This window comes from Bradyrhizobium sp. I71, from assembly GCF_022354745.1.
GTDB classification, from domain to species: domain Bacteria; phylum Pseudomonadota; class Alphaproteobacteria; order Rhizobiales; family Xanthobacteraceae; genus Bradyrhizobium; species Bradyrhizobium liaoningense.
Genome location: NZ_CP059398.1, coordinates 5,919,891 through 5,941,015 on the forward strand (window position 1 = coordinate 5,919,891; position 21,125 = coordinate 5,941,015).

Annotated in this window: 16 protein-coding genes; 10 read left to right on the forward strand and 6 right to left on the reverse strand. The window is 65.0% G+C overall.

Annotation, left to right across the window (positions count from 1 at the left end; translation table 11 throughout):
* Positions 1 to 16: 16 nt before the first annotated feature.
* From FJV43_RS28415 to FJV43_RS28425, 3 genes are read right to left on the reverse strand one after another with little or no spacing between them, the layout of a single operon-like run.
* Positions 17 to 853: a carbohydrate ABC transporter permease gene (locus FJV43_RS28415; protein WP_239622314.1), complete on the reverse strand. Its 837-nt coding sequence runs from the start codon at positions 851 to 853 to the stop codon at positions 17 to 19.
* On the reverse strand, positions 850 to 1,797 hold the full coding sequence (locus tag FJV43_RS28420; RefSeq protein ID WP_239622315.1) for a sugar ABC transporter permease: 948 nt from the start codon (positions 1,795 to 1,797) through the stop codon (positions 850 to 852). The genes FJV43_RS28415 and FJV43_RS28420 overlap by 4 nt, the downstream gene beginning before the upstream one ends.
* Entirely contained in the window at positions 1,790 to 2,941 is a 1,152-nt protein-coding gene (locus FJV43_RS28425; protein WP_239629642.1) for an ABC transporter ATP-binding protein, read from the reverse strand. Before FJV43_RS28425 ends, FJV43_RS28420 begins: the two co-directional genes overlap by 8 nt.
* A gap of 151 nt (positions 2,942 to 3,092) precedes the next feature.
* Between FJV43_RS28425 and FJV43_RS28430 the strand changes: the two genes are divergently transcribed.
* The 6 genes from FJV43_RS28430 to FJV43_RS28455 all read left to right on the forward strand — a co-directional run bounded on the left by FJV43_RS28430 (position 3,093) and on the right by FJV43_RS28455 (position 9,600).
* Positions 3,093 to 3,992 (forward strand): LysR family transcriptional regulator, encoded by a 900-nt coding sequence (locus FJV43_RS28430; protein ID WP_239622316.1) that lies wholly within the window; start codon positions 3,093 to 3,095, stop codon positions 3,990 to 3,992.
* 227 nt (positions 3,993 to 4,219) lie between these two features.
* A complete protein-coding gene (locus FJV43_RS28435; RefSeq protein ID WP_239622317.1) occupies positions 4,220 to 5,047 on the forward strand; it encodes an HD domain-containing protein in 828 nt (275 codons plus the stop codon).
* 116 nt (positions 5,048 to 5,163) lie between these two features.
* Entirely contained in the window at positions 5,164 to 6,060 is an 897-nt protein-coding gene (locus FJV43_RS28440) for an alpha/beta hydrolase (RefSeq protein WP_239622318.1), read from the forward strand.
* A gap of 152 nt (positions 6,061 to 6,212) precedes the next feature.
* Positions 6,213 to 6,788 (forward strand): HdeD family acid-resistance protein, encoded by a 576-nt coding sequence (locus FJV43_RS28445; RefSeq protein WP_239622319.1) that lies wholly within the window; start codon positions 6,213 to 6,215, stop codon positions 6,786 to 6,788.
* Between the two features lie 204 nt (positions 6,789 to 6,992).
* A complete protein-coding gene (locus FJV43_RS28450; RefSeq protein ID WP_239622320.1) occupies positions 6,993 to 8,204 on the forward strand; it encodes an ABC transporter substrate-binding protein in 1,212 nt (403 codons plus the stop codon).
* Between the two features lie 181 nt (positions 8,205 to 8,385).
* A complete protein-coding gene (locus FJV43_RS28455) occupies positions 8,386 to 9,600 on the forward strand; it encodes an acyl-CoA dehydrogenase family protein (protein WP_239622321.1) in 1,215 nt (404 codons plus the stop codon).
* A 400-nt stretch (positions 9,601 to 10,000) separates the two neighbouring features.
* On the opposite strand, the gene arsA is transcribed toward FJV43_RS28455, so the two are convergent.
* The 3 genes from arsA to FJV43_RS28470 form a co-directional block, all read right to left on the reverse strand.
* Positions 10,001 to 11,758 (reverse strand): arsenical pump-driving ATPase, encoded by a 1,758-nt coding sequence (gene arsA, locus FJV43_RS28460; protein ID WP_239629644.1) that lies wholly within the window; start codon positions 11,756 to 11,758, stop codon positions 10,001 to 10,003.
* Between the two features lie 209 nt (positions 11,759 to 11,967).
* Positions 11,968 to 12,159, reverse strand: coding sequence for a hypothetical protein (locus FJV43_RS28465; protein WP_239622322.1), 192 nt, complete (start codon positions 12,157 to 12,159; stop codon positions 11,968 to 11,970).
* Positions 12,160 to 12,652: 493 nt separating this feature from the next.
* The gene (locus FJV43_RS28470) at positions 12,653 to 14,392 is read right to left on the reverse strand and encodes a methyl-accepting chemotaxis protein (protein WP_239622323.1); all 1,740 of its coding nucleotides are present in this window, start codon (positions 14,390 to 14,392) and stop codon (positions 12,653 to 12,655) included.
* 237 nt (positions 14,393 to 14,629) lie between these two features.
* On the opposite strand from FJV43_RS28470, the gene FJV43_RS28475 reads away from it, so the two are divergent.
* The 4 genes from FJV43_RS28475 (at position 14,630) to FJV43_RS28490 (ending at position 21,118) form a co-directional block, all read left to right on the forward strand.
* Complete coding sequence (locus FJV43_RS28475) at positions 14,630 to 16,012, forward strand: ethanolamine ammonia-lyase subunit EutB (RefSeq protein ID WP_239622324.1); 1,383 nt, start codon at positions 14,630 to 14,632, stop codon at positions 16,010 to 16,012.
* A 151-nt stretch (positions 16,013 to 16,163) separates the two neighbouring features.
* Positions 16,164 to 17,750, forward strand: a complete 1,587-nt coding sequence (locus tag FJV43_RS28480) for a B12-binding domain-containing radical SAM protein (protein ID WP_239622325.1) — start codon at positions 16,164 to 16,166, stop codon at positions 17,748 to 17,750.
* 6 nt (positions 17,751 to 17,756) lie between these two features.
* The gene (eutC, locus tag FJV43_RS28485; protein ID WP_239622326.1) at positions 17,757 to 18,542 is read left to right on the forward strand and encodes an ethanolamine ammonia-lyase subunit EutC; all 786 of its coding nucleotides are present in this window, start codon (positions 17,757 to 17,759) and stop codon (positions 18,540 to 18,542) included.
* 209 nt (positions 18,543 to 18,751) lie between these two features.
* Positions 18,752 to 21,118: an MMPL family transporter gene (locus tag FJV43_RS28490; protein WP_239622327.1), complete on the forward strand. Its 2,367-nt coding sequence runs from the start codon at positions 18,752 to 18,754 to the stop codon at positions 21,116 to 21,118.
* Positions 21,119 to 21,125 lie beyond the last annotated feature (7 nt).

Genomic DNA, 21,125 nt, shown 5'->3' on the forward strand with positions numbered 1-21,125 from the left:
GTTTGAGGTGACGCGGTTACTTGATGCCGGTGAGGGTGATGCCCTCGATGAAACGGCGCTGGGCAAAGAGGAAGGCGATGACGAGCGGCGCGATGATCACCATCGCCGCGGCCATCAGCGGGCCGTAGCTGGTGCCGGCCTCGTTGTTGCGGAAATGCGCGACCGCAAGCGGCGGCGTACGCAGTTGCTCGCTGTTGAGCACGATCAGCGGCCAGAAGTAGTCGTTCCAATGCGCGACCACGGAGAAGATGCCGAAGGCGGTGACGGCCGGGATCGCGGCCGGCAGCATTACCCGCCAGACGATGCCGAATTCGGAGATGCCGTCCATGCGCGCGGCATCGACGAGATCGTCGGGCACCGTCTTGAAGAACTGGCGCATCAGGAAGATGCCGAACACCGAGATCGTGAAGGGCAGGACGAGCGCGGCATAGCTGTCGAGCAGGCCGGCCTTGTGCAGCATCAGGAAGACGGGGATCGCGGTCGCCTGCGGCGGGATGAGGATCCCGAACAGCACGAGCGCGAACAGCGCCTCGCGGCCGCGGAAGCGGAGCTTTGCCAGCGCATAGGCCGCGGGCAGCGCCACCATGACCTGCAGCACGAAGATCGAGACCGTGACGATGACGCCGTTGATCAGGAAGCGCAGCAGATTGGCCTTGGCGAAGGCCTCGCGCAGGTTCTCCGCCAGCGCGAACTGGTGCGGGATCAGGTGCAGCTCGCTGGAAAAGATCTCGGTCTGCGGCTTGGACGCGGTCGAGATCATCCAGATGAAGGGTGCCAGCATGAGCGCGGCGCCCGCGATCAGGAGCACGTGGCGGAGGATCGCCCGGAACGGGATGGGATGCGCGTAGCTCATGTGTAGTGCACGCCGCGATCGGCGAGCCTCGATTTGACCAGAGTGAGCAGGAGAACGAAGACCAGGAAAACGACGGTGATCGCCGCGGCATAGCCTGAGCGGAAGAACTCGAAGCCTTCCGTGTACATGGTGTGGATCAGCACCTCGGTGGATTTCGACGGGCCGCCCTTGGTCAATACGTGCACGGTGTCGAACACCTGGAAGGAGCGGATGCCGGAGATCACGACGACGAAGGTCGTCACCGGCCCCAGCATCGGCCAGGTCACGAGGCGGAAGCGGGCCCAGCCGCTCGAGGCGCCGTCGATTTCGGCCGCCTCGTAGAGCTGCTTTGGGATCGAGACGAGGCCGGCGAGGAACAGCACCATGTTGAAGCCGACCGCCTGCCAGATGCCGATCGCGCACAGCGCGTAGAGGGCGGTGCTGCGGTCCTGCAGCCAGGAAAAGGCCGGCAGGCTCGCGCCGCGCAACATCCCGTTCACCAGGCCGAATTGCGGGTGCAGCATGAACTCCCACACCACCGCCATGGCGATCAGGGTTGCCATGACGGGCAGGAAATAGATGGTCCGGTAGAGGCTGCGCAGGCTGGTGCCGCTCTGGATCAGGAGCGCGATGGCAAGGCCTGCGATCACGGCGCCGGGTACCACGATCACGACGTAAGCCAGCGTGTTGCGCAGCGCGGTCCAGAACACCTTGTCGGCGAACAGGTCCTGGTAATTGGAAAGGCCGATCCAGGAGAAATGCGGCGCGCCGAGCTGATAGTCGGTGAAGGAGAGGGCGATCACGCCGGCGAGCGGACCAAGCAGCATGATCAGCATCAACGCCGCGGCCGGCGTCACCAGGGCGTAAGCGGAGTATGTCCGCCGGCTGCCATGGGCCTGCACCGTGCGCCGTGTCGCGCCTGCGGGAACGATGGCCGCGCCAATGGTCATGGAGCCGTCAGACATGGGCGGGCTCACGGACGCGCTCGGGCTGCTCCAGTCTGAGCTCGATCCGCTTCCCGGCCGGATCGAAAATCCGCACCGCGTCGGGGGCGAAACCGAAGGTGACGGAGCTGGCCATCGCAGGCAGATGCCTGACGTCCGCGAGCCGCGCGATCAGGCGCAATCCGGCGCCTTCGATCGCAAGGTGCACAAAAGCTTCCGCACCGAGATTCTCCAGATGGACCACGGTTCCGGAGAACGGCCCCGCGCCGACGTCGATCCGCTCCGGGCGGACGCCGACGCGGCATTCGCCGGCCGCCGCATTGCACGAGAGCTTCAGGGCAGTCCCCAGCACGTCGACGCCGCCATCCTTGCGGATCCGGCCGGGGAGGACGTTGATCTTGGGGCTGCCGATGAATTCGGCGACACGGATGTCGCCGGGGTCGTTGTAGATCTCCGCAGGCGTCCCGGCCTGAATCAATTCACCGCCCATCATGACGGCGATCCGGCTCGACATCGTCATCGCCTCGGCTTGGTCGTGCGTGACGTAGACGAACGTCGCCTTGAGACGGCGATGCAGCTCGGCGAGTTCTGCGCGCATATGGACACGCAGCTTTGCGTCGAGATTGGAGAGCGGCTCATCGAACAGGAAAGCCAGCGGCTCGCGCACCATGGCGCGTCCGACCGCGACGCGCTGCCGCTGTCCGCCCGACAATTGCCCGGGCTTGCGCCGCAGCAATGGAGATATGTCGAGCTGCTCGGCGATCCCTTCGACGTCGGCCCGGATGTGCCGTTCCTTGGCGCGCCGGCCCGGCAGCAGCTTGCCGAGCAGCGGCAGCCGTTCGATCGCCGAGAGGCGCCGCATCCGCAACGGCACTGCAATGTTGTCGAAGGTACTCAGATGCGGATAGAGCGCGTAGGATTGGAAGACCATCGCGAGGTTGCGCGCGCTCGGGCGAATGGCGTCCACGGGGCGGCCATCGATGTGGACTTGGCCGGAATTCTGCGGCTCGAGGCCGGCAATGATGCGGAGCAGGGTCGACTTGCCGCAGCCGGAAGGACCGACCAGCGAGATGAACTCGCCGTCCTCAATTCGGAAATCAATGCCCTTCAGGACGTCCGTGCCGTCAAAGGACTTGCGGATTGCGGAAAGCTCGATCTGCGCCATGCGCGCTGGTCCCCTGCTGGCCTTGTTGCGGCGCATGAGGAGTAGGGAGCGCATCTGACATTCACATAACGGTCAATGGCCGTCCTTATGGTCATCCCAGGTTTTGCTTTTGCCGGTTCGGCAGACGGAGGATCGACTTGGGGTTGTTGTCGTGGCGTTGACGTCCTCGCGCGTCCGGGCGGTCAATGCGGTGTTCGAGACCGGCAGCTTTGCCGCCGCAGCAAGGCGGCTTGGGGTGTCGCAGCCGGCCGTTGCCCAGCTCGTGCGCGATCTGGAGGCCGAGTTCGCGGTTGCGCTGTTCGACCGGCACGGCCAGACTCTGATCGCGACGCCGCTGTGCCGCCGGCTCTACGCAGCGACGAGCCGCATGCAGGCGATCGAGGCGGACGCACTGGCCATCCTGCAGCAGCGCGATGAGCTCACGGGAGGTGAGCTCCGCATCGGGCTCGGCAACGCCATGCCGGGCATGGCGCTGATCGCGGCGTTCCGCAATCTGTATCCGAAGATCCAGATCAACATCGAGATCGGCAGCTGGTCGGCGATCATGGCCGCCGTGGTCGACCAGCGCGTCGACGTTGCCGTCTTGCCGGAGGTGCCGCAGGACAACCGCTTCCGGCGCGAGCCCTGCGTGCAGCAGCGCGTCGTGGCGATCTGTCATCCCGTTCACGAGCTCAGTCGTGAATCGCGCGTGTCCATCGCCGGCCTCGTGCAATATCCGCTGGTCTTTCGGACCCGGGATTCCGCGACCCAGCGCGCCGTGGACAGGGCCCTTCGCGCCGTCAACCTGCGCGCCACTCCCGCGATCATCGTCAATACACGCGAGGGGATGCTGGAGGCGGTCGCCAATCGGCTTGGTGTCGGTTTTGTCTGGGAGCACGGCTCGAGCCGCATCGATCGGATCGCGAAGGTGGCGATCGCGGAGATCGAGGCGGAGTCACCCGAATACATCTTCTCGCTGGCCGGCAAACGCGGCAAGCTGGTCGAGCTGTTCTATCTGGCCAGAAGTCTTTCGCGCTCGGCTGAAGGTGCCGCCATGCTGGCCGCGCCCTGATGCGGCAGTCGGGCCTGGAGCCGACCCCGGCCCACCGGCACCTTTGGTTGTGGTGCACTGTGGCGGCAACCGTGATGTTGCGCAGCGGGACGGCAAGATATTTACGTATTTTTGCTTCGGAGTTTGGTGACCCGGCCCAAGATGGGCTATGCTCCCCGCTGCGTCGAGGACAAGAATGAGACGTCGGGAGATGGCATGGGACACCAGCGGCGGACGGGGCTGCATCCATGATGACCTTACCGAGACTGGCGGCTGAATCCCTGGAACAGTTCCTCGGCAGGTTCATGCGTCGCCGGTACGATGAGACTTCTGCGAACATCGTCGAGAGCGCGACCCGCACCGCGATGGAATGCATCGGCAACAGCGATGCGCTCTACCACAACATCGAGCATACGATGCTGGTGACGCTGGCGGCCCAGGCGATCCTCCGCGGCCGGAGTCTTCATACGCATCTGTCGGCCGAGGATTACGTCCATGTCCTGATCGCCTGCCTCGCCCATGACATCGGCTATGTGCGCGGGCTGTTCGAGGAGGATGACGCCGACGGCTTCGTGATCGATGCGGCCGATTCCAAGATCTCGCTGCCGCGTGGCGCGTCGGACGCGAGCTTGATGATGTATCATGTTGACCGGTCGAAGCTTTATGTGACGCGGCGGCTCCGACACATTCCCGGGGTAGACCCGGACCGCGTCGCCCGCGCCATCGAGGGCACGCGCTTTCCGGCCCGTGAAGGGCAGGAATATGACCACGAAGCCTCGATCCTGCGGGCGGCCGACTTCATCGGCCAGCTCGGCGATCCCAACTATCTGCGCAAGGCCAACGCGCTGTATTACGAGTTCGAGGAGGTCGGCATCAACCGTCAGCTCGGCTACGATTCGCCTGCCGACATCGTGAATCGCTACCCGCAATTCTATTGGAATAGCGTCGCACCGCACATCCAGACCGAGATCGGCTATCTCAACAAGACCGAGATCGGCCGGCAATGGATCGCCAACCTCTACAGCAACGTGTTCCGCGCCGAACGCGACATCTCGCTGTCCGGTCCGCAGACATAGGCTATGCTCTTCTAGCCTGAATGGAGCGCAGCGAAACCCGGAGTCGCGGATGCTGGCTTTCCGGAATTGCGTTGCGCTCCATTCGGGCGAAGCAGTCCCGACGCGGTGAGAAAAGCATGCAACAAAAAACGATCACCACTGATGTCCTCGACGTCGCGTATCACGAATTCGGCGCTTCTGATGGCTGGCCCTGCATCATGGGTCATGGCTTTCCCTACGATGTGAACGCCTACGCCGCGACCGCGCCGATCATCGCCGAGGCAGGCGCACGGGTGCTGGTGCCCTGGCTGCGCGGCTATGGACCGACGCGGTTTCGCTCCACCGAGACGTTGCGCTCCGGCGAGCAGGCGGCGCTGGGCGCCGATCTCCTCGCCTTCATGGATGCGCTCGGCATCGAGCGCGCCGTCGTCGGCGGCTATGATTGGGGCGGGCGTGCGGCTTGCGTGGTCTCGGCGCTCCATCCGGAACGCGTGATCGGGCTCGTCTCCGGCAATTCTTACAACATCCAGAACATCGCCCGCGCCATGGAGCCGGCCTCGCCGCCGGAGGAGGCGGCACTCTGGTATCAATATCTCTTCCACAACGAGCGCGGCCGCCGCGCGCTGGAGCGCAACCGCCGCGGCTTTGCCCGCCAGCTCTGGGCGATGTGGTCGCCGAAATGGGCGTTCGACGACGCGACATTCGATGCGAGCGCTGTGTCCTTCGACAATCCCGATTTCGTCGATGTCGTGATTCACTCCTACCGCCACCGCTACGCGCTGGTGGCGGGCGACCCTGCCTATGCCGCGATCGAGGCGAAGCTCGCCGCCCAGCCGCCGATCCGCGTTCCGACGATTGCGATCGACGGCGACAGCGACGGAGTCAATCCCGGCACGGCCCACCACGCGCGCAAGTTCGAGGGGTTTTTCGAGCGGCGCGTCTTCACCGATGCCGGCCATAACCTGCCGCAGGAACGGCCTGCCGAATGGGCCCAGGCCGTGCTCGACGTTCGCAACGCTGCCGCGCGCGCCTGATCATTGCAGCACATGGCAGACGTATTCGCCGCATTCGATCTTGATTTGCGTCAATGTTGCTGCGGATGAGGAGTGTTCTGCTGGCTGTCGTCCCGGTCCGGCTCGTGCTATCTTGAATTGTGCCTCCGGGCTTTGCAACAGGAGTGGCGGCCATGACGAGTGCTTCGGATACGTCTCACCAAGCGAGCCTCGGTTCGGGCATCGCCGCGCTGCATGCCAAATGGGGCTGGATCGTCGCGCTCGGCGTCGTCTATCTGATCGCCGGCTTCGTCGCTCTCGGCAGCGTCGTGATGGCGACGGTGGCGAGCGTGATCGTGGTCGGCGCGATGATGATCGTGGCTGGTGTCGCCGAGGTGATCGGCGCATTCCAGATGAAGAGCTGGGGCAAATTCCTGATCTGGGCGTTTCTCGGCGTGCTCTATATCGTCGCCGGCTTCCTGACCTTCGCGAATCCGCTGCTCGCGGCAGTGCTGCTGACGTTGTTTTTGGGGGCATCGCTGATCGCCTCCGGCGCCGTCAGGCTGTTTCTCGCCTTCAGCATGAAGCGCGAGAGCCCGTGGGTGTGGGTCGCGATCTCCGGCGCGATCACGTTGCTGCTCGGCCTGCTCATCGTGGCACGCTGGCCCGTGAACAGCGTCTACATCCTCGGCCTGTTTCTCGGTATCGACCTGATCATGGCCGGTGCCGGCTGGATCAGCCTCGGCTTTGGCCTGAAGCGGCGAGGCTGAGCGCAGGCGCGCGCAGCTCTCTCTTCATCTCTCCCGTCGGGACAGGTGAAGCGAGGGCTTGATGCGCCAAGCCGACACGGGCCATCAGCAACTCGACGCAAGACCATCTTGCGGAACTCCGCTGATCTGACGCGCTGACAATAAAGCAGCACGCCGCGCGGGCGCCGACCGCCTCGCGCGGGCGATCATCACCGGGGAGAAACCATGAGAGCCGCTTTGGCCCTGGCCGCAGCGTTGGCTGCCGGCTGCCTGTCCACGCCCGTTTTCGCGCAAAAGTCCTACGGTCCCGGCGTCAGCGACACCGAGATCAAGATCGGCAACACCATGCCCTATAGCGGCCCGGCCTCGCCGCTCAGCATCACGGGCAGGGTAATCTCCGCCTATTTCGACGAGATCAACGAGAAAGGCGGAGTTGGCGGCCGCAAGCTCAATCTGATCTCGCTGGACGACGCCTTCTCTCCGCCCAAGACCATGGAGGCGGCGCGGCGCCTCGTCGAAGGCGACGGCGTCGCCTTCATCTTCGCGACCATGGGCACGGCACCGAGCTCGGCCATCGCGAAGTATCTCAACAGCAACAAGGTGCCGCAGCTCTTCTTGATCAGCTCGGCCTCGAAGTGGAACGATCCCGCCAACATGCCATGGTCGATGGCGCTGCCCTGGGCGCCGAACTACACCAGCGAGGCCGCGATCGACGTCGCCTATGCCCGCGCCAAGAACCCGAACGCGCGCTTCGCGGTGCTCTATCAGAACGACGACGCCGGCAAGGAATATCTGCGCGGCGTCAAGGAGGCGCTCGGCGCCGACGCCGACAAGGCGATCGCGATGGCCTCGAGCTTCGAGGTCGCCGACCCCACCGTCGATTCCCAGGTGCTGACGCTGGCCAATACCAAGGCCGACGTCTTCCTGATCTATTCGGTGACGCCGCGCGCCTGCGCGCAGGCGATCCGGAAAGCCCATGAGGTCGGCTGGCAGGCGATGCGCTTCATCGCGAGCGGCTGCGCCAACAAGGCGACCGTGATGGTTCCCGCGGGCCTCGATGCCGGGAAGGGCGTGCTGTCGCTCGGCGCGCTCAAGCCGTTCGTCGAGACGCCGAAGGACGATCCGGCGATGTCGGCCTATATCGACTTCATGAAGAAGCGCCTGCCCAATGCCGACGTCAACAATGTCGCCGGCCTCTATGGCTACACCGTCGCCGAAGCGCTGGTGGTGCTGCTGAAGCAATGCAAGGACAACCTCACGCGCGAGAACATCATGGCGCAGGCCGCCAACCTGAAGAGCGTGCCGCTGTCGCTGCTGATGCCCGGCATCACCCTCAACACCACGCCGCAGGATTTCCGGCCGATCAAGGACGGCTACATGCTCCAGTTCGACGGCAACGACTGGGTTATCGCGAGCGAGCTGTTGCGCGGGACGTGAGAGGCCGAGGAGGTGGTGCACTCTCTCCCCTTGTGGGCCCCTTGTGGGAGAGGGTGGATGCGCGAAGCGCAGCCGGGTGAGGGGTCTCGATCCCCACGAATGGTGTTGCCGGCGGAGAGAACCCCTCATCCGGCGCTTCGCCACCTTCTCCCACAAGGGGAGAAGGAAGAAGGAGAGCATCATGGACTTTCAACACTCCGCCCGTTCGCTCGAGCTCCAGGACCGCGTTCGCCAGTTCATGCGGACGCATGTCGAGCCGGTCGAGGAGCTCTATTACGAGCAGGTCAAGCCGGAAGCGGCGCGCTACAAGACGCCGCAGGTGCTTCAGGACCTGAAGCGGCTGGCGCGGGAGCAGGGGCTCTGGAATCTGTTTCTCTCCGGTGAGCATGGCCCGGGCCTCTCCAACCTCGAATATGCGCCGGTGAAGGAGATCATGGGCCGCATCCTCTGGGCCCCCGAGGTCTTCAACTGCTCGGCGCCCGATGTCGGCAACATGGAGGTGCTCGCCAATTACGGTACGAAGGCGCAGCAGGAACGCTGGCTGAAGCCGCTCCTGGAGGGACGCATCCGCTCCGGCTTCTCGATGACGGAGCCGCAGGTTGCCTCCAGCGACGCCACCAACATCCAGTGCGAGATCAGGCGCGACGGCGGCGACTACGTCGTCAACGGCCGCAAATGGTTCACGTCAGGCGCGATGAACGAGGATTGCGAGATCCTGATCGTGATGGGCAAGACCGCGCCGGATCATCCCGACCGCCATCGCCAGCAATCGATGATCCTGGTGCCGAAGAATAGCCCCGGCGTGCGCATCGTCCGCGACATGCTCACTTACGGCTACGACGATGCGCCGGTCGGCCACCCCGAGATCGTCTACGAGAACGTCCGCGTGCCCGCGGAGAACATTTTGCTCGGCGAAGGCCGCGGCTTCGAGATCGCGCAAGGCAGGCTGGGCCCGGGCCGCATCCATCATTGCATGCGGCTGATCGGCTGCGCCCAGCGTGCGCTGGAATTGATGTGCCAGCGCGCGGTCTCGCGCACAGCTTTCGGCAAGCCGCTCGCCGAGCAGGGCTCGGTACGCGAGGACATCGCGCATTCCTTCTGCGAGATCGCACAGGCGCGCCTGCTCACCTTGCAAGCCGCCGACAAGATGGACCGCGAAGGCAACAAGGCCGCGCGCGACCTGATCGCCGCCGCCAAGATCGTGGTGCCCAGCATGGCTGCCCGCGTCATCGACCGCGCCATCCAGATCCACGGCGCCGCCGGCGTCTCGCAGGATACGTTCCTCGCGCGTGCCTACGTCTACGCCCGCTTCATCCGCATCGGCGACGGGCCGGACCAGGTGCATCTGGCCGCGGTAGGCAAGGAGTTGATCCGGCGTGGCGGGGTGATGGAGTAGGGGACATTGTGAGATCGACGAAGGGCGGCAACCTGGGTTCTCGATCGAAGAATCTCCAGCGCTTCATCTGCGTCGCCGCACTCGATCACGGAGATCTCGTTCGTTCCCAGCTCGTCCGCGACCATGGAGCGGACCAGAACGTCGTCCTCTACGAGCAGGACAGGAGCCTTCGAAAGGGCGGGTGTGCCCTGCGCGCGCTCGGAATGATGTGCTAGCGGTCAGTGTCGCGCGTAGCCTTTCGGCAAGCCGCTGGCCGAGCAGGGCCTGGTACGTGAGGACATCGCGCACTCCTCCCGCGAGATTGCACAGGCGCGCCGGCTCGCTTTGCAGGAGGCTGACAGATGGAACGCGAGGGCACTTCGCCTCGCCCTGCAGCCGACATCACACCGTCGAACAACGTTCATGACAGACTACGCAGCTCTTCCACGCCGATCGGCGGCTTTACTCGCCACCCGACGATGAAAGCGCGTTTTGCGAGTCCGTTCTGAACGCGAGCGATCTGCGTTCGCTCTCTATCGAGCCGAAGCCGCAGCAGGGGATCGCGAGTTCCCGAGACGGCGAGGCACTTGTTGATGACCCAGCCGTACGGTTCGACGCCGGCACGCCGCAAGTCGTCCTGAAGGGAAGCGGCCTCGGAAACCGGCGTCGTCTCCGGCAGCGCCACGAGGATGATCTTCGTGTGGTTCGGATCCTGCAGCCTCATCAACGGGGTGACGATACGTCCTGTACCGGTCGGGGCAACCTGGCTCGTCATCTGGCGGTGATAGGCGCCGGTCGCGTCCAGCAGCAGGAGCGTGTGGCCTGTCGGCGCCGTATCGAGCACCACGAATGCGCTCCGGGCCTCCGCAACAATGCGCGAGAAGGCGTGGAACACGGCGACCTCTTCCGTGCATGGCGAAGCGAGGTCTTCGAGCAGCAGATCCTTGGCCTGCTCGTCCAGGTCCCGGCCCCGGCTCGCCATTATCTTTGCGACATACCGCTCCGTTTCAACCCGGGGGTCGATCCGGTCGACCGTCAGACCGGGCATGACGCCATCGACGACGAAGCTGACGTGAGCTGCGGGATCGGTCGTGCTGAGATGAACGGCATGACCCCGCTTGGCCAGTCCCGCGGCGACGGCCGCGGCGATCGTCGTCTTTCCGACGCCCCCCTTACCCATGACCATGATGAGGCCGTGCTGGTCCCGCGCGATGTCATCGACCAGCCGGTTCAGGCCGGGCAGGTCGAGCGGTTCGGTGCCGGGTTCGGCGGATACAAGCGATGGCTGATCGGTGGGCGATAAGAGTGCGCGCAGAGCCACCAGGCCGACGATGTCGAACCCGACCAGAGGAATTTCGTCGCGCGGCAGTTTCGTGAGCGATGCAGGCATTGCGGCCAGGGCCTCGTCCTGATCCCGCTCGAGGGCAACTGCAACGACATCGGCCGGGTCCGTGGCATGGAAGCGCCCATTCACCACGAGGAGCTGGTTCGAGAGATTGAGCGCGTCGAGTTCGGCGGCCGTTCTGGCCGCCTCGCGGATCGCACCCCGGTCGGCGCGGGTGACCAGAATGATGGTGGTCTGCCTGGAATCGCCCAAGGCTTGGAGCGCCTTGCGAAAGCGGTTCTCCTGCATCTTCAGCCCTGAATGCGGCCCGAGGCAGGATGCTCCCCGATCGTTGTCCTTGAGAAAGCCGCTCCATGCTTTTGGCAGGCTCAGGAGCCGCAACGTGTGACCGGTCGGCGCGGTGTCGAATACGATGTGATCGAACCCCGCGATATCGCCGTCCAGCAGTCCCACGAACTCGTCGAAGGCAGCTATTTCGGTCGTGCAGGCGCCGGAGAGCTGCTCGCGTACAGTCGATCGCTCGTCAGGGGGAACCTCCGGTCCAAGCTGCTCGAGCACTTTACTGCGATAATTGTCGGCTGCGGCCTCGGGATCGATGTTCATCGCCGAAAGTCCGGCCGCGTTTGGCACCGGGGTAGGGCGATCGGTCAAAGTGACATCGAGCATCTCGTCGAGATTCGACGCAGGGTCGGTGCTGACGATCAGGACGCGCAGTCCGCGGTCGGCGAGGCTAACGGCCGTGGCGCATGCAAGAGAGGTCTTGCCGACTCCGCCCTTGCCGGTGAAAAACAGATACGGGGTCGGGGCGGTCAGCGCGCGAAAGTGGGGCAACATAGGCTGTCCTGTGGTCACAGAGGTCTCGCGACATTTGCCGATCGGTCCAGATTCCGCGCGAGCACTGCGTTCGAATGATTGATCGGCTTGACGCTTCTGGCGCGCCGGAGATCGGCGCGCGAGGCGGATCATGCCTTCTCTTCGAAGGCAGGCTCAGTTCATCGATTCAAGCGCAAGCGCAATCCCTTGGCCGCCGCCGATGGGTTCATCTAGTTGCCGGCCTGGATCACGTTGCCCATGACGATCGTGCCGACATCACCGGGCGACAGCTTCGCGCGCTCCAGCGTTGCACGGATCGCTACGGCGCCGAGATCGACGGCCGGCAAATCCTTCAGCGTGCCGCCATACGTGCCGATGGCGGTGCGCACGGGCGAACAGATCACGACTTCCCTATTGGCCATTGGTCATCTCTCGCTTTCGGCTGCATCGCTCGGCGATGGGCATCTAGCGCGATCTATGAACAATTCGGCTGAGGCTCTGTTGAGATGGATCAACGGAGCGGAGGAACCAATCTGAATCAATGTCCGATCTCGGCCTCAGGCGCTGTGGCATTGTCGCGGGGGCTGTTGGCCGTTGGGCGCAGGGCCGCATCGACCCCATTGGACTCAAACGCTGCCTTCTGAGAGCATGGCCAACGCGACGATTCTTGGGAGCAGGCCTGCCCTGCGCGCGTGCACCGGATAGCATCTAGGCCCGTCTACGCCGACGGAGGGGCGGTGAGCCAATGATGACATCATGCCGGTGTTTTGCCCGACGAGTCAAATTGACTTCGTAAAATCCGTAGCGTTTCGCGGCGGCGGCTAACCCATTGATTCAGCTACCCCCGTCTACTGTGCATGGGGTTGTTTTCGCACTTTTGTGTCGGCGCCGGCTTCGCGGCCCGCGCCCGCGCCGTCATCCCGCCCTGGCGAGGCGGCCGTCCGCCGAACCTGCGCGCAGGTTCTGGAAGAACTTTTCCACCTCGCGCGACAGCGTGTCCGCCGTCGCCGTCAGGCTGCTTGCCGCCGTCAGCACCGAGGATGCCGCCGCATCGGTCTCGCCGATGGCATCGCGCAGCGAGGTGATGTTGGCGACCAGGGTCTCGTTGCCCTGCGCGGCCGACTGCGCATTGGACGAGATCTCGCGCGTGGCGGCGTCCTGCTGACTGACGGCGCCGGCGATCGCCGAGGTGACCTCGTTGATCTCGCGGACCGCGCCGCCGATCTCGCGGACGGCATCGACGGCGTTGCGGGTCGAGGCCTGGATCATCGAGACGTTCTCGCTGATCTCGGCGGTGGCCTTGGCGGTCTGGCCCGCGAGCGCCTTCACCTCGTGGGCGACGACGGCGAAGCCGCGGCCGGCATCGCCGGCGCGCGCGGCCTCGATGGTGGCGTTCAGCGCGAGCAGATTGGTCTGCTCGGCGATCGCCTGGATCAGGCTGAGCACGCCATCGATGCGCTGCGTGGCCGCGGCGAGGCTCTCGATCTCGGAGATCGATTTCTCGGTGCGCTGGCCGGTCTGCTCGACCGCGCCGGCGCTCTGGCGCACCTGGCGGCCGATCTCCACCACCGAGGCCGACAGTTCTTCGGCCGCGCCCGCCACTGCCGTGACGTTGTGCGAGGCCTGCTCGGTGGCGTTCGCCGCCGTGCCGGCGCGGCTGTTCGCATCGGCGGTGACGCGCGTGATGGTCTGCGCGGTCTCGCGCATCACCGAGGCGTTGTCGCTGAGGCCGCGCATGATCGCGCCGATCGCCTCGCGAAACTGCTCGACGGATCGTTCGATGTGGCGGGCACGCTCCTCGCGCGCGGCGGCGTCGTGCGACACTTGCGAGGCGAGGTTGCGGTTGCGGCCCATGGCGTCCTGGAACACCTGGATCGCGCGGGCCAGTGCGCCGATCTCGTCGGCGCGGTCAGAGTGCGGCACCACGACGTTTTCGGCGCCGTCGGCGACCTGCTTGATGGTGGCGGTGATCGAGGCGAGCGGCCGGGCGATCGAGCGGGCGATGATGACGATGCCGATCACGACGAGCGCCAGCGCCACGCCGCCGAGGCAGGTCAGCACGAACGACAATTCGCGATTGGTCTCGGTCTGCTGCGCGATCTGCCGGGCGCGCTCGGCATAGACCTTGGACAGCGCCTCGAGGTCCTTGTTCAGGGCCGAGCGCACCGCGCGGTTGGCGTCGTTGTCGCCCCATTCGCGGCCCGCGGCAGCATTGATCTCGACGCCGCGGCGCACCAGCTCCTTGCGGAACTCGACGAATTGCTCGATGCGCTTCTTGAAGGTGGCAAACTGCTCGGCGTCGTCGGCCTTGACGATGGTCTCCCAACGCTTCACGACGTCCAGGATCTGGGCGTTGAACTTGAGCAGGCCATCGCCGTATTTCTTTACCACGGCCGGCTCGGTCGACATGTACACGCCGCGCGATTCCATCACGACCGCATAGACCAGCGAGTTGACCCGCTCGACGTTCAGCGCGGCGGCATTCGCCGTCTCGATCGCGCTGGTCAGGTCGGCGCTGCGGCGGCTGTTGTAGTCGGACAGCATCGCGATCGCGGCCGTGAGGAGCGCGAACAGCGCGAAGATCGCATAGAGCTTGGTGGCAAGCGTGAAACGGCCTGCCGGCTTGGCGGCATTCCCAGATCGGTCGGATGTCATGGTGGTCAGGAGCCCGGAATGGCCTGAAACGGCCGGTGAGCGGGGTCGTGTAGAATTGATGCAAAACTTTGCAGGAGGAAGGTGGATGCGGCGTTAACGCGCCCGTCGGCTCCCTTCGTCCCTTGGTCGAATGAAAGGTAAGATATTTCAGCGTCTTGATCCCAAGGTATAGTTTCAGGATAGTCTTTCAGCATAGTCTTGGGGTCGGCCGTTGGCCGACCAAGCCCGGAGAGCCCAGTGGTCTACCGCCACAGCATCGACGCCACGACCTACACCTTCCCGGATCTGCGCGACCTGCTCGCCAAGGCGACGCCGCCGCGCTCCGGCGACCGGCTGGCCGGAATTGCCGCTGCCAGCTCCGAGCAGATGATCGCGGCACGGATGGCGCTCGCGGATGTGCCGCTCGGCCAATTCCTCCAGGAAGCCGTCATTCCCTATGAGACCGACGAGGTCACCCGCCTCGTCATCGACAGCCACGACGCCAGGGCCTTCGCGCCGGTGGCATCGCTCACGGTCGGGGCCTTCCGCGACTGGTTGCTGTCCGATGCTGCAACGCCCGAGATCCTGCGCAAGCTCGCGCTCGGCATCACGCCGGAGATGGCGGCCGCAGTGTCAAAGCTGATGCGCAACCAGGATCTGATCCTGGCGGCGCGGAAATGCCAGGTCATTACCGCTTTCCGCAACACCATCGGGCTGAAGGGGCGGATGAGCACGCGGCTCCAGCCGAACCATCCCTTCGACGACGCCAGGGGCATCACCGCCTCGATCCTTGACGGCATTTTGCTGGGGGCCGGCGATGCCTGCATCGGCATCAATCCCGCGAGTGACGATCCTGCCGTCATCGCCCATTTGCTGCGGCTGCTCGACGAGGTCATCGCGCGGCTGAAGATCCCGACGCAAGGCTGCGTGCTGACCCATGTCACGACGACGCTGTCGCTGATCGGGCAGGGCGTGCCGGTCGACCTCGTCTTCCAGTCGGTCGCCGGTACGGAGGCCGCCAACCGCAGCTTCGGCATCGACCTCGCGCTCCTGAAAGAGGCGCAGCAGGCCGGGCTGTCGCTGCGGCGCGGCACCGTCGGGCAGAATGTGATGTATTTCGAGACCGGCCAGGGCTCGGCGCTGTCGGCGGGCGCCCATCACGGGGTCGACCAGCAGACCTGCGAGGCGCGCGCCTATGCGGTCGCCCGCGCGTTTGCCCCGCTCCTCGTCAACAGCGTGGTCGGCTTCATCGGCCCGGAATATCTCTATGACGGCAAGGAAATCATCCGGGCTGGACTGGAGGATCATTTCTGCGGCAAGCTGCTCGGCCTGCCGCTCGGGGTCGACATCTGCTACACCAACCATGCCGAGGCGGACCAGGACGACATGGACAACCTCCTGACGCTGCTCGCCGCTGCCGGGGTCACCTTCATCATGGGCGTCCCCGGCGCCGACGACGTCATGCTGAACTACCAGTCGACGTCTTTTCACGACGCGCTCTATGTCCGCGACGTCTTCGGCTTGCGCCGCGCGCCGGAATTCGACGACTGGCTGGTGCAGTCGGGAATTACAGGCGCCGATCTCCGCCTGGCCGGCGATGCAGGCCTGCTGCCCGATTTTGCCTCGCGGTTGATCGCGTGAGGCGGCGCGCCAACTGGCACTCCGATGAAACTATCGGCGCTTCCCGGAATTGTGCTTGTGCCACAATATTGAGAAATTCCGGCGACAGCGTTACCCTGAGTCTGGCTGGCAATTTCCGCACTATCGGTCGAGCGTGGCGGGGGGAGCTTTGATGCGAGCTGAAAGTAACGGAACGACCCGGCGGATTCTCTGCGTGTTTCCGCGCTACACCTCGTCCTTCGGTACGTTCGAGCATTCCTATCCCTTGACCGACGGCGTCCGCGCCTTCATGCCGCCGCAGGGGCTGCTGCTGATCTCCGCCTACCTTCCGAAGGAGTGGCAGGTCAAATTCGTCGACGAGAACCTGCGCCCCACGACGAAGGAGGAATTCGAATGGGCGGAAGCGGTCTTCGTCAGCGGCATGCACATCCAGCGCCAGCAGATGAACGACATCTGCCGCCGCGCCCATGAATTCGATCTGCCGGTCGCGCTCGGCGGGCCCTCGGTCAGCGCCTGCCCGGACTACTATCCGTCCTTCGACTATCTGCATGTCGGCGAGCTCGGCGACGCCACCAACCAGCTGATCGAGATCCTGTCGCGCGACACCTCGCGTCCCGAGGCCCAGGTGGTGCTGACCACCAGGGACCGCGTGCCGATGACGGAGTTTCCGATTCCGGCCTACGAGCTCGCCGACGTGAAGAAGTATTTTCTCGGCAGCATCCAGTACTCCAGCGGCTGTCCCTATCAGTGCGAGTTCTGCGACATCCCCGGCCTCTACGGCCGCAATCCTCGCATCAAGTCGCCGCAGCAGATCATCGCCGAGCTCGATCGCCTGCGCGAATGCGGCATGACCGACACGGTCTATTTCGTCGACGACAATTTCATCGGCAACCGCAAGGCGGCGCTGGACCTGCTGCCGCATCTGATTGAATGGCAGAAGCGGACCGGCTACGTGGTGCGGCTCGCCTGTGAGGCGACGCTCAACATCGCCAAGAGGCCCGAGATCCTCGAGAAGATGCGCGAGGCCTATTTCGTCACCATCTTCTGCGGCATCGAGACGCCCGATCCTGATGCGCTGAAGGCGATGCAGAAGGACCACAACATGATGGTCCCGATCCTGGAGGGCGTGCACACCATCAACTCCTTCGGCATGGAGGTCGTGTCCGGCATCATCATGGGGCTCGATACCGACAAGCCGAACACCTCGGAAGCGCTACTCGCTTTCGTCGACGAGTCCCGGATTCCGCTGCTCACCATCAACCTGCTCCAGGCGCTGCCCAAGACGCCGCTGTGGGACCGTCTGGAGCGCGAGGGCCGCCTGGTTCACGACGACGGCCGCGATTCCAACGTCGACTTCCTGTTGCCTTATGACGAGGTCGTCGCCTCGTGGAAGCATGCGATGGCGGTCGCCTACGCGCCCGAGAAGGTTTACGCGCGCTACCAGTATCAATGCGACAATGTCTACGTGCGCCGGGTCAAGATGCCGGTGGCGGACGAGATGAAGACCTGGCCGAACATCCGGCGCGGCCTCGTCATGTTGCGCAACATCTTCTGGAAGGTCGGGGTGCTCGGCGACTACAGGCGCGTGTTCTGGAAGTTCGCGCTGGGACGCATCAAGCGCGGCGACATCGAAGGCCTGATCGGCTGCACGCTGATTGCGCACCATCTCATCACCTTTGCGCGCGCGGCCTCCAGCGGCAAGCAGAACGCCTCGAACTATTCGATCCGCCTGCGCGAGGCCGCCGTTCCGGCCGAATGATGCGACATGTCTGATCCGGCTCCGCCGCACCGACCGACCCTCGATCTGCGGGCGTTCACGCCCGCGCGCGTCGCGCTCGGGCGCAGCGGCGCGAGCATGCCGACGAGGGCGCTGCTTGATTTCACGCTGGACCATGCCCGCGCGCGCGATGCCGTGCATGCCGCTTTCGACACGCCGCGCCTGGTCGCCGATCTCGGTGCGCTCGGACTTGCCGTGACCGAAGTGAGGAGCCGGGCGGTCGATCGCAGCGACTATCTGCGGCGGCCGGATCTGGGACGACAGCTCGAACCCGGTTCGGCGCAGCTTCTGGCACGAAGCGCCTTGGCGCCGTGCCGGCTCGTGATTGTGATCGGAGACGGGCTGTCCGCGGCGGCGGTTCAGGCCCATGCGGCGATCGTGGTGAGGCGACTGTTGCCATTGCTTGCGCAGGGGGATGACGTCGCGATCGGCCATGTCGTTGTCGCGTCGGGCGCGCGCGTCGCGCTCGGCGACGAGATCGGCGCCATTCTCGGGGCACGCATGGTCGCGATGCTGATCGGCGAACGGCCCGGCCTGTCCGCGCCCGACAGTCTCGGCGCCTATCTGACCTTCGCACCGAAGCCCGGCCGTACCGATGCCGAACGCAATTGCGTGTCGAACATCCACCACGCCGGTTTGAGCTACGACGAGGCCGCCTTCAAGATCGCCTGGCTCGTCCGTGAGGGGCTCGCGCGGGAGACCACCGGCGTGGCTCTGAAGGACGAGAGCGCGGACCGTGCGCCGCGTCGAATTGGCACGGCGCCGCCGGAATGATAGGCGGTCGGGACCCGAAATCGCCGCTTCTTGATCGATTCGGCCACGCTTCGCCTGCTTGCGAGAGGACCTGTTGACCTGCTAAACCCCTCGCGGCGATTTTCCGCGCATTTTCAAAAGGCAAGCCTCCCATTGGTATGGCGTTTTCAAGCCGTTCGCGGGGCGCAACAAGCTCTCAAGACCGAGCCGATTTAGGAACTGGACAAGGCATGCTCGAAAAGCACAGCGAGAATGAGGTTCATGTCGACAAGGTCGAGCAGGGACCTGCGTCCTCGATCGCCTTCGGGCTGGAGCGCCTCGGGCTGATCGCCGTTCGGGCGCCGATCGTCTCCTGCATCGTCCTGCTGGCGCTGATCGTCGGCGCCGTGTTCGGCATCCACCGGATCAAGATCGACGATTCGCTGTCGCAGCTCTTCCGCTCCGACACCCGCGAATTCAAGCAGTATGAAGAGGTGACGAAGAAGTTCCCGGCCGAGGAGTTCGACGTCCTCGTCGTGGTCGAGGGCAAGTCCCTCCTGGAGCGCAGCAACCTCGAGAAGCTGCGTGACTTCGTCACCGACCTGCAACTGGTCGAAGGTACGCGCGGGCTGGTCTCGCTGTTCTCGGCGCGTCAGGCGCCGGCGCCGGGCAAGCTGCCGGCGGCGCTGTTCCCGGCCGAGCTCCCCGAGGGGGCCGCCTATGACAAGTTCATCGAGACCGTCAAGAACAACGAGATCATCCGCGGCAAGCTGCTGTCGGAGGACGGCACGCTGGCGCTGATCGTGCTCTCGCTCGATCCTGAGGTGGTCGCCTCCAACAAGCTGACCAAGACCGTCGGCGACATCCGCGCGCTGATGAAGGAGGACCTCGGCGACACCGGGCTCAACGTGCAGCTCTCCGGCGTTCCGGTGATGCAGCTCGAGATCCGCAACGCGGTCGAGCGCGACGGGCTGACCTACAACATCCTCGGCATTCTCGCCGGCTGCATCATCGCCATCATCTTCTTCCGCAAGATCTCGTTCATGGTCGCGGCGGCATTCCCGCCGATGATCGCGATCCTGCTGGCGCTGGGCGCGCTCGGCTGGGCCAATTTCAACCTCAACATGTTCCTGAACGTGATGACGCCGCTCATCATGGTCATCAGCTTCTCGGACTCGATGCAGCTCACCTTCGCCGCGCGCGACCGGCTGATCGCAGGACAGGACAAGTTCACCGCGTTCAAGAACGCGGTGCTGGTGGTGGGACCCGCCTGCGTGCTGACGCACGGCACGGCCGGCATTTCCTTCATCGCGCTGCAATTCTCCGACTCCGACCTGATCCGCAAGTTCGGCGAGGCCGGGCTCGCCGCCACCATCATCGCGCTGGTCGCGGTGCTGTCGCTGGTGCCGGTGTTCGGCGTGCTGCTCGTGCGCAACGAGAAGGTGTTCGCCGTCAAGTTCCAGAGCGCAGATGCCGGCGTCCAGGCCCTGCGCAATTTCTGCTACTGGATCGCGGTGCGCATGGTCGGCCGTCCCGGCCTGTTCAGCCTGATCGCGGTGCTGTTCGTCGGCGGCCTCGGCGTCATCTATGCCAATCTGGAGCCGCGCTACCGGCTCGCCGACCAGGTGCCGGACAAGCGCCAGGCGGTCGCCGCCAGCGACCGGCTCGATGCCAAGCTGACCGGCGCCAACCCGGTCAACGTGCTGATCCAGTTCCCCAAGGGCGAATCGCTCTATTCGCCGGAGACGCTCCAGACCATCGCCGACGTGCATGCGACGGTGGAGAAGACGGCCGGTGTCGGCAACGTCTGGTCGCTGGAGACGCTGCGCCGCTGGCTGGCCGAGAAGGCGGGCAGCGCCGACGTCGCGACGTTGAAGGAATATGTCAACGTCATCCCCGAGCATCTGGTGCGGCGGTTCATCGATGCCCAGCAGGATGCCGTCGTGGTTGCCGGCCGCGTGCCGGACAAGGATTCCAGCCAGCTCCTGCCGATCGTCGACAAGCTCGACCACGAGCTCGACGCCGTCCGCAAGAAGCATCCCGGCTACGAGATCGCGGTGACGGGTCTTGCCGCCATCGCTGCGCGCAACTCGGCCAGCATGATCGAGAAGCTGAACCACGGCCTCACCATCGAATTCGCGCTGGTCGCGATCTTCATCGGCCTCGCGTTCCGCTCCTGGGTGGTGATGTTCGCCTGCATCCTGCCGGGCATCTTCCCGGTGGTGATGTCGGGAACGGTGCTGTGGGCGATGGGCGAGGGCCTGCAATTCGCCAGCGTCGTCGCACTCACCGTCTCGTTCGGCCTGGGTTTGAGCGCGACCATCCACTTCCTCAACCGCTTGAGACTCGAGAGCAAGCCGGGCGTTGGCTCGGCGCTCGCGGTGGAGCGGGCCACCGTGCTGGTCGGCCCGGCGCTGATCCTGACCACGGTGGTGCTGGCCTGCGGCCTCGTCGTCACCGTGTTCTCGGACCTGCCGTCGCTGCGGCTGTTCGGCTGGCTCAGCGCTTTCTCGATGGTCATGGCCCTCGTCGCCGACCTCTTCATCCTGCGGCCGACGGCGATGTGGCTGATCAATCTGCACGCCAGGCTTCAGGGCCCCGACAAGCCCGCGATCTGAGCGGCAG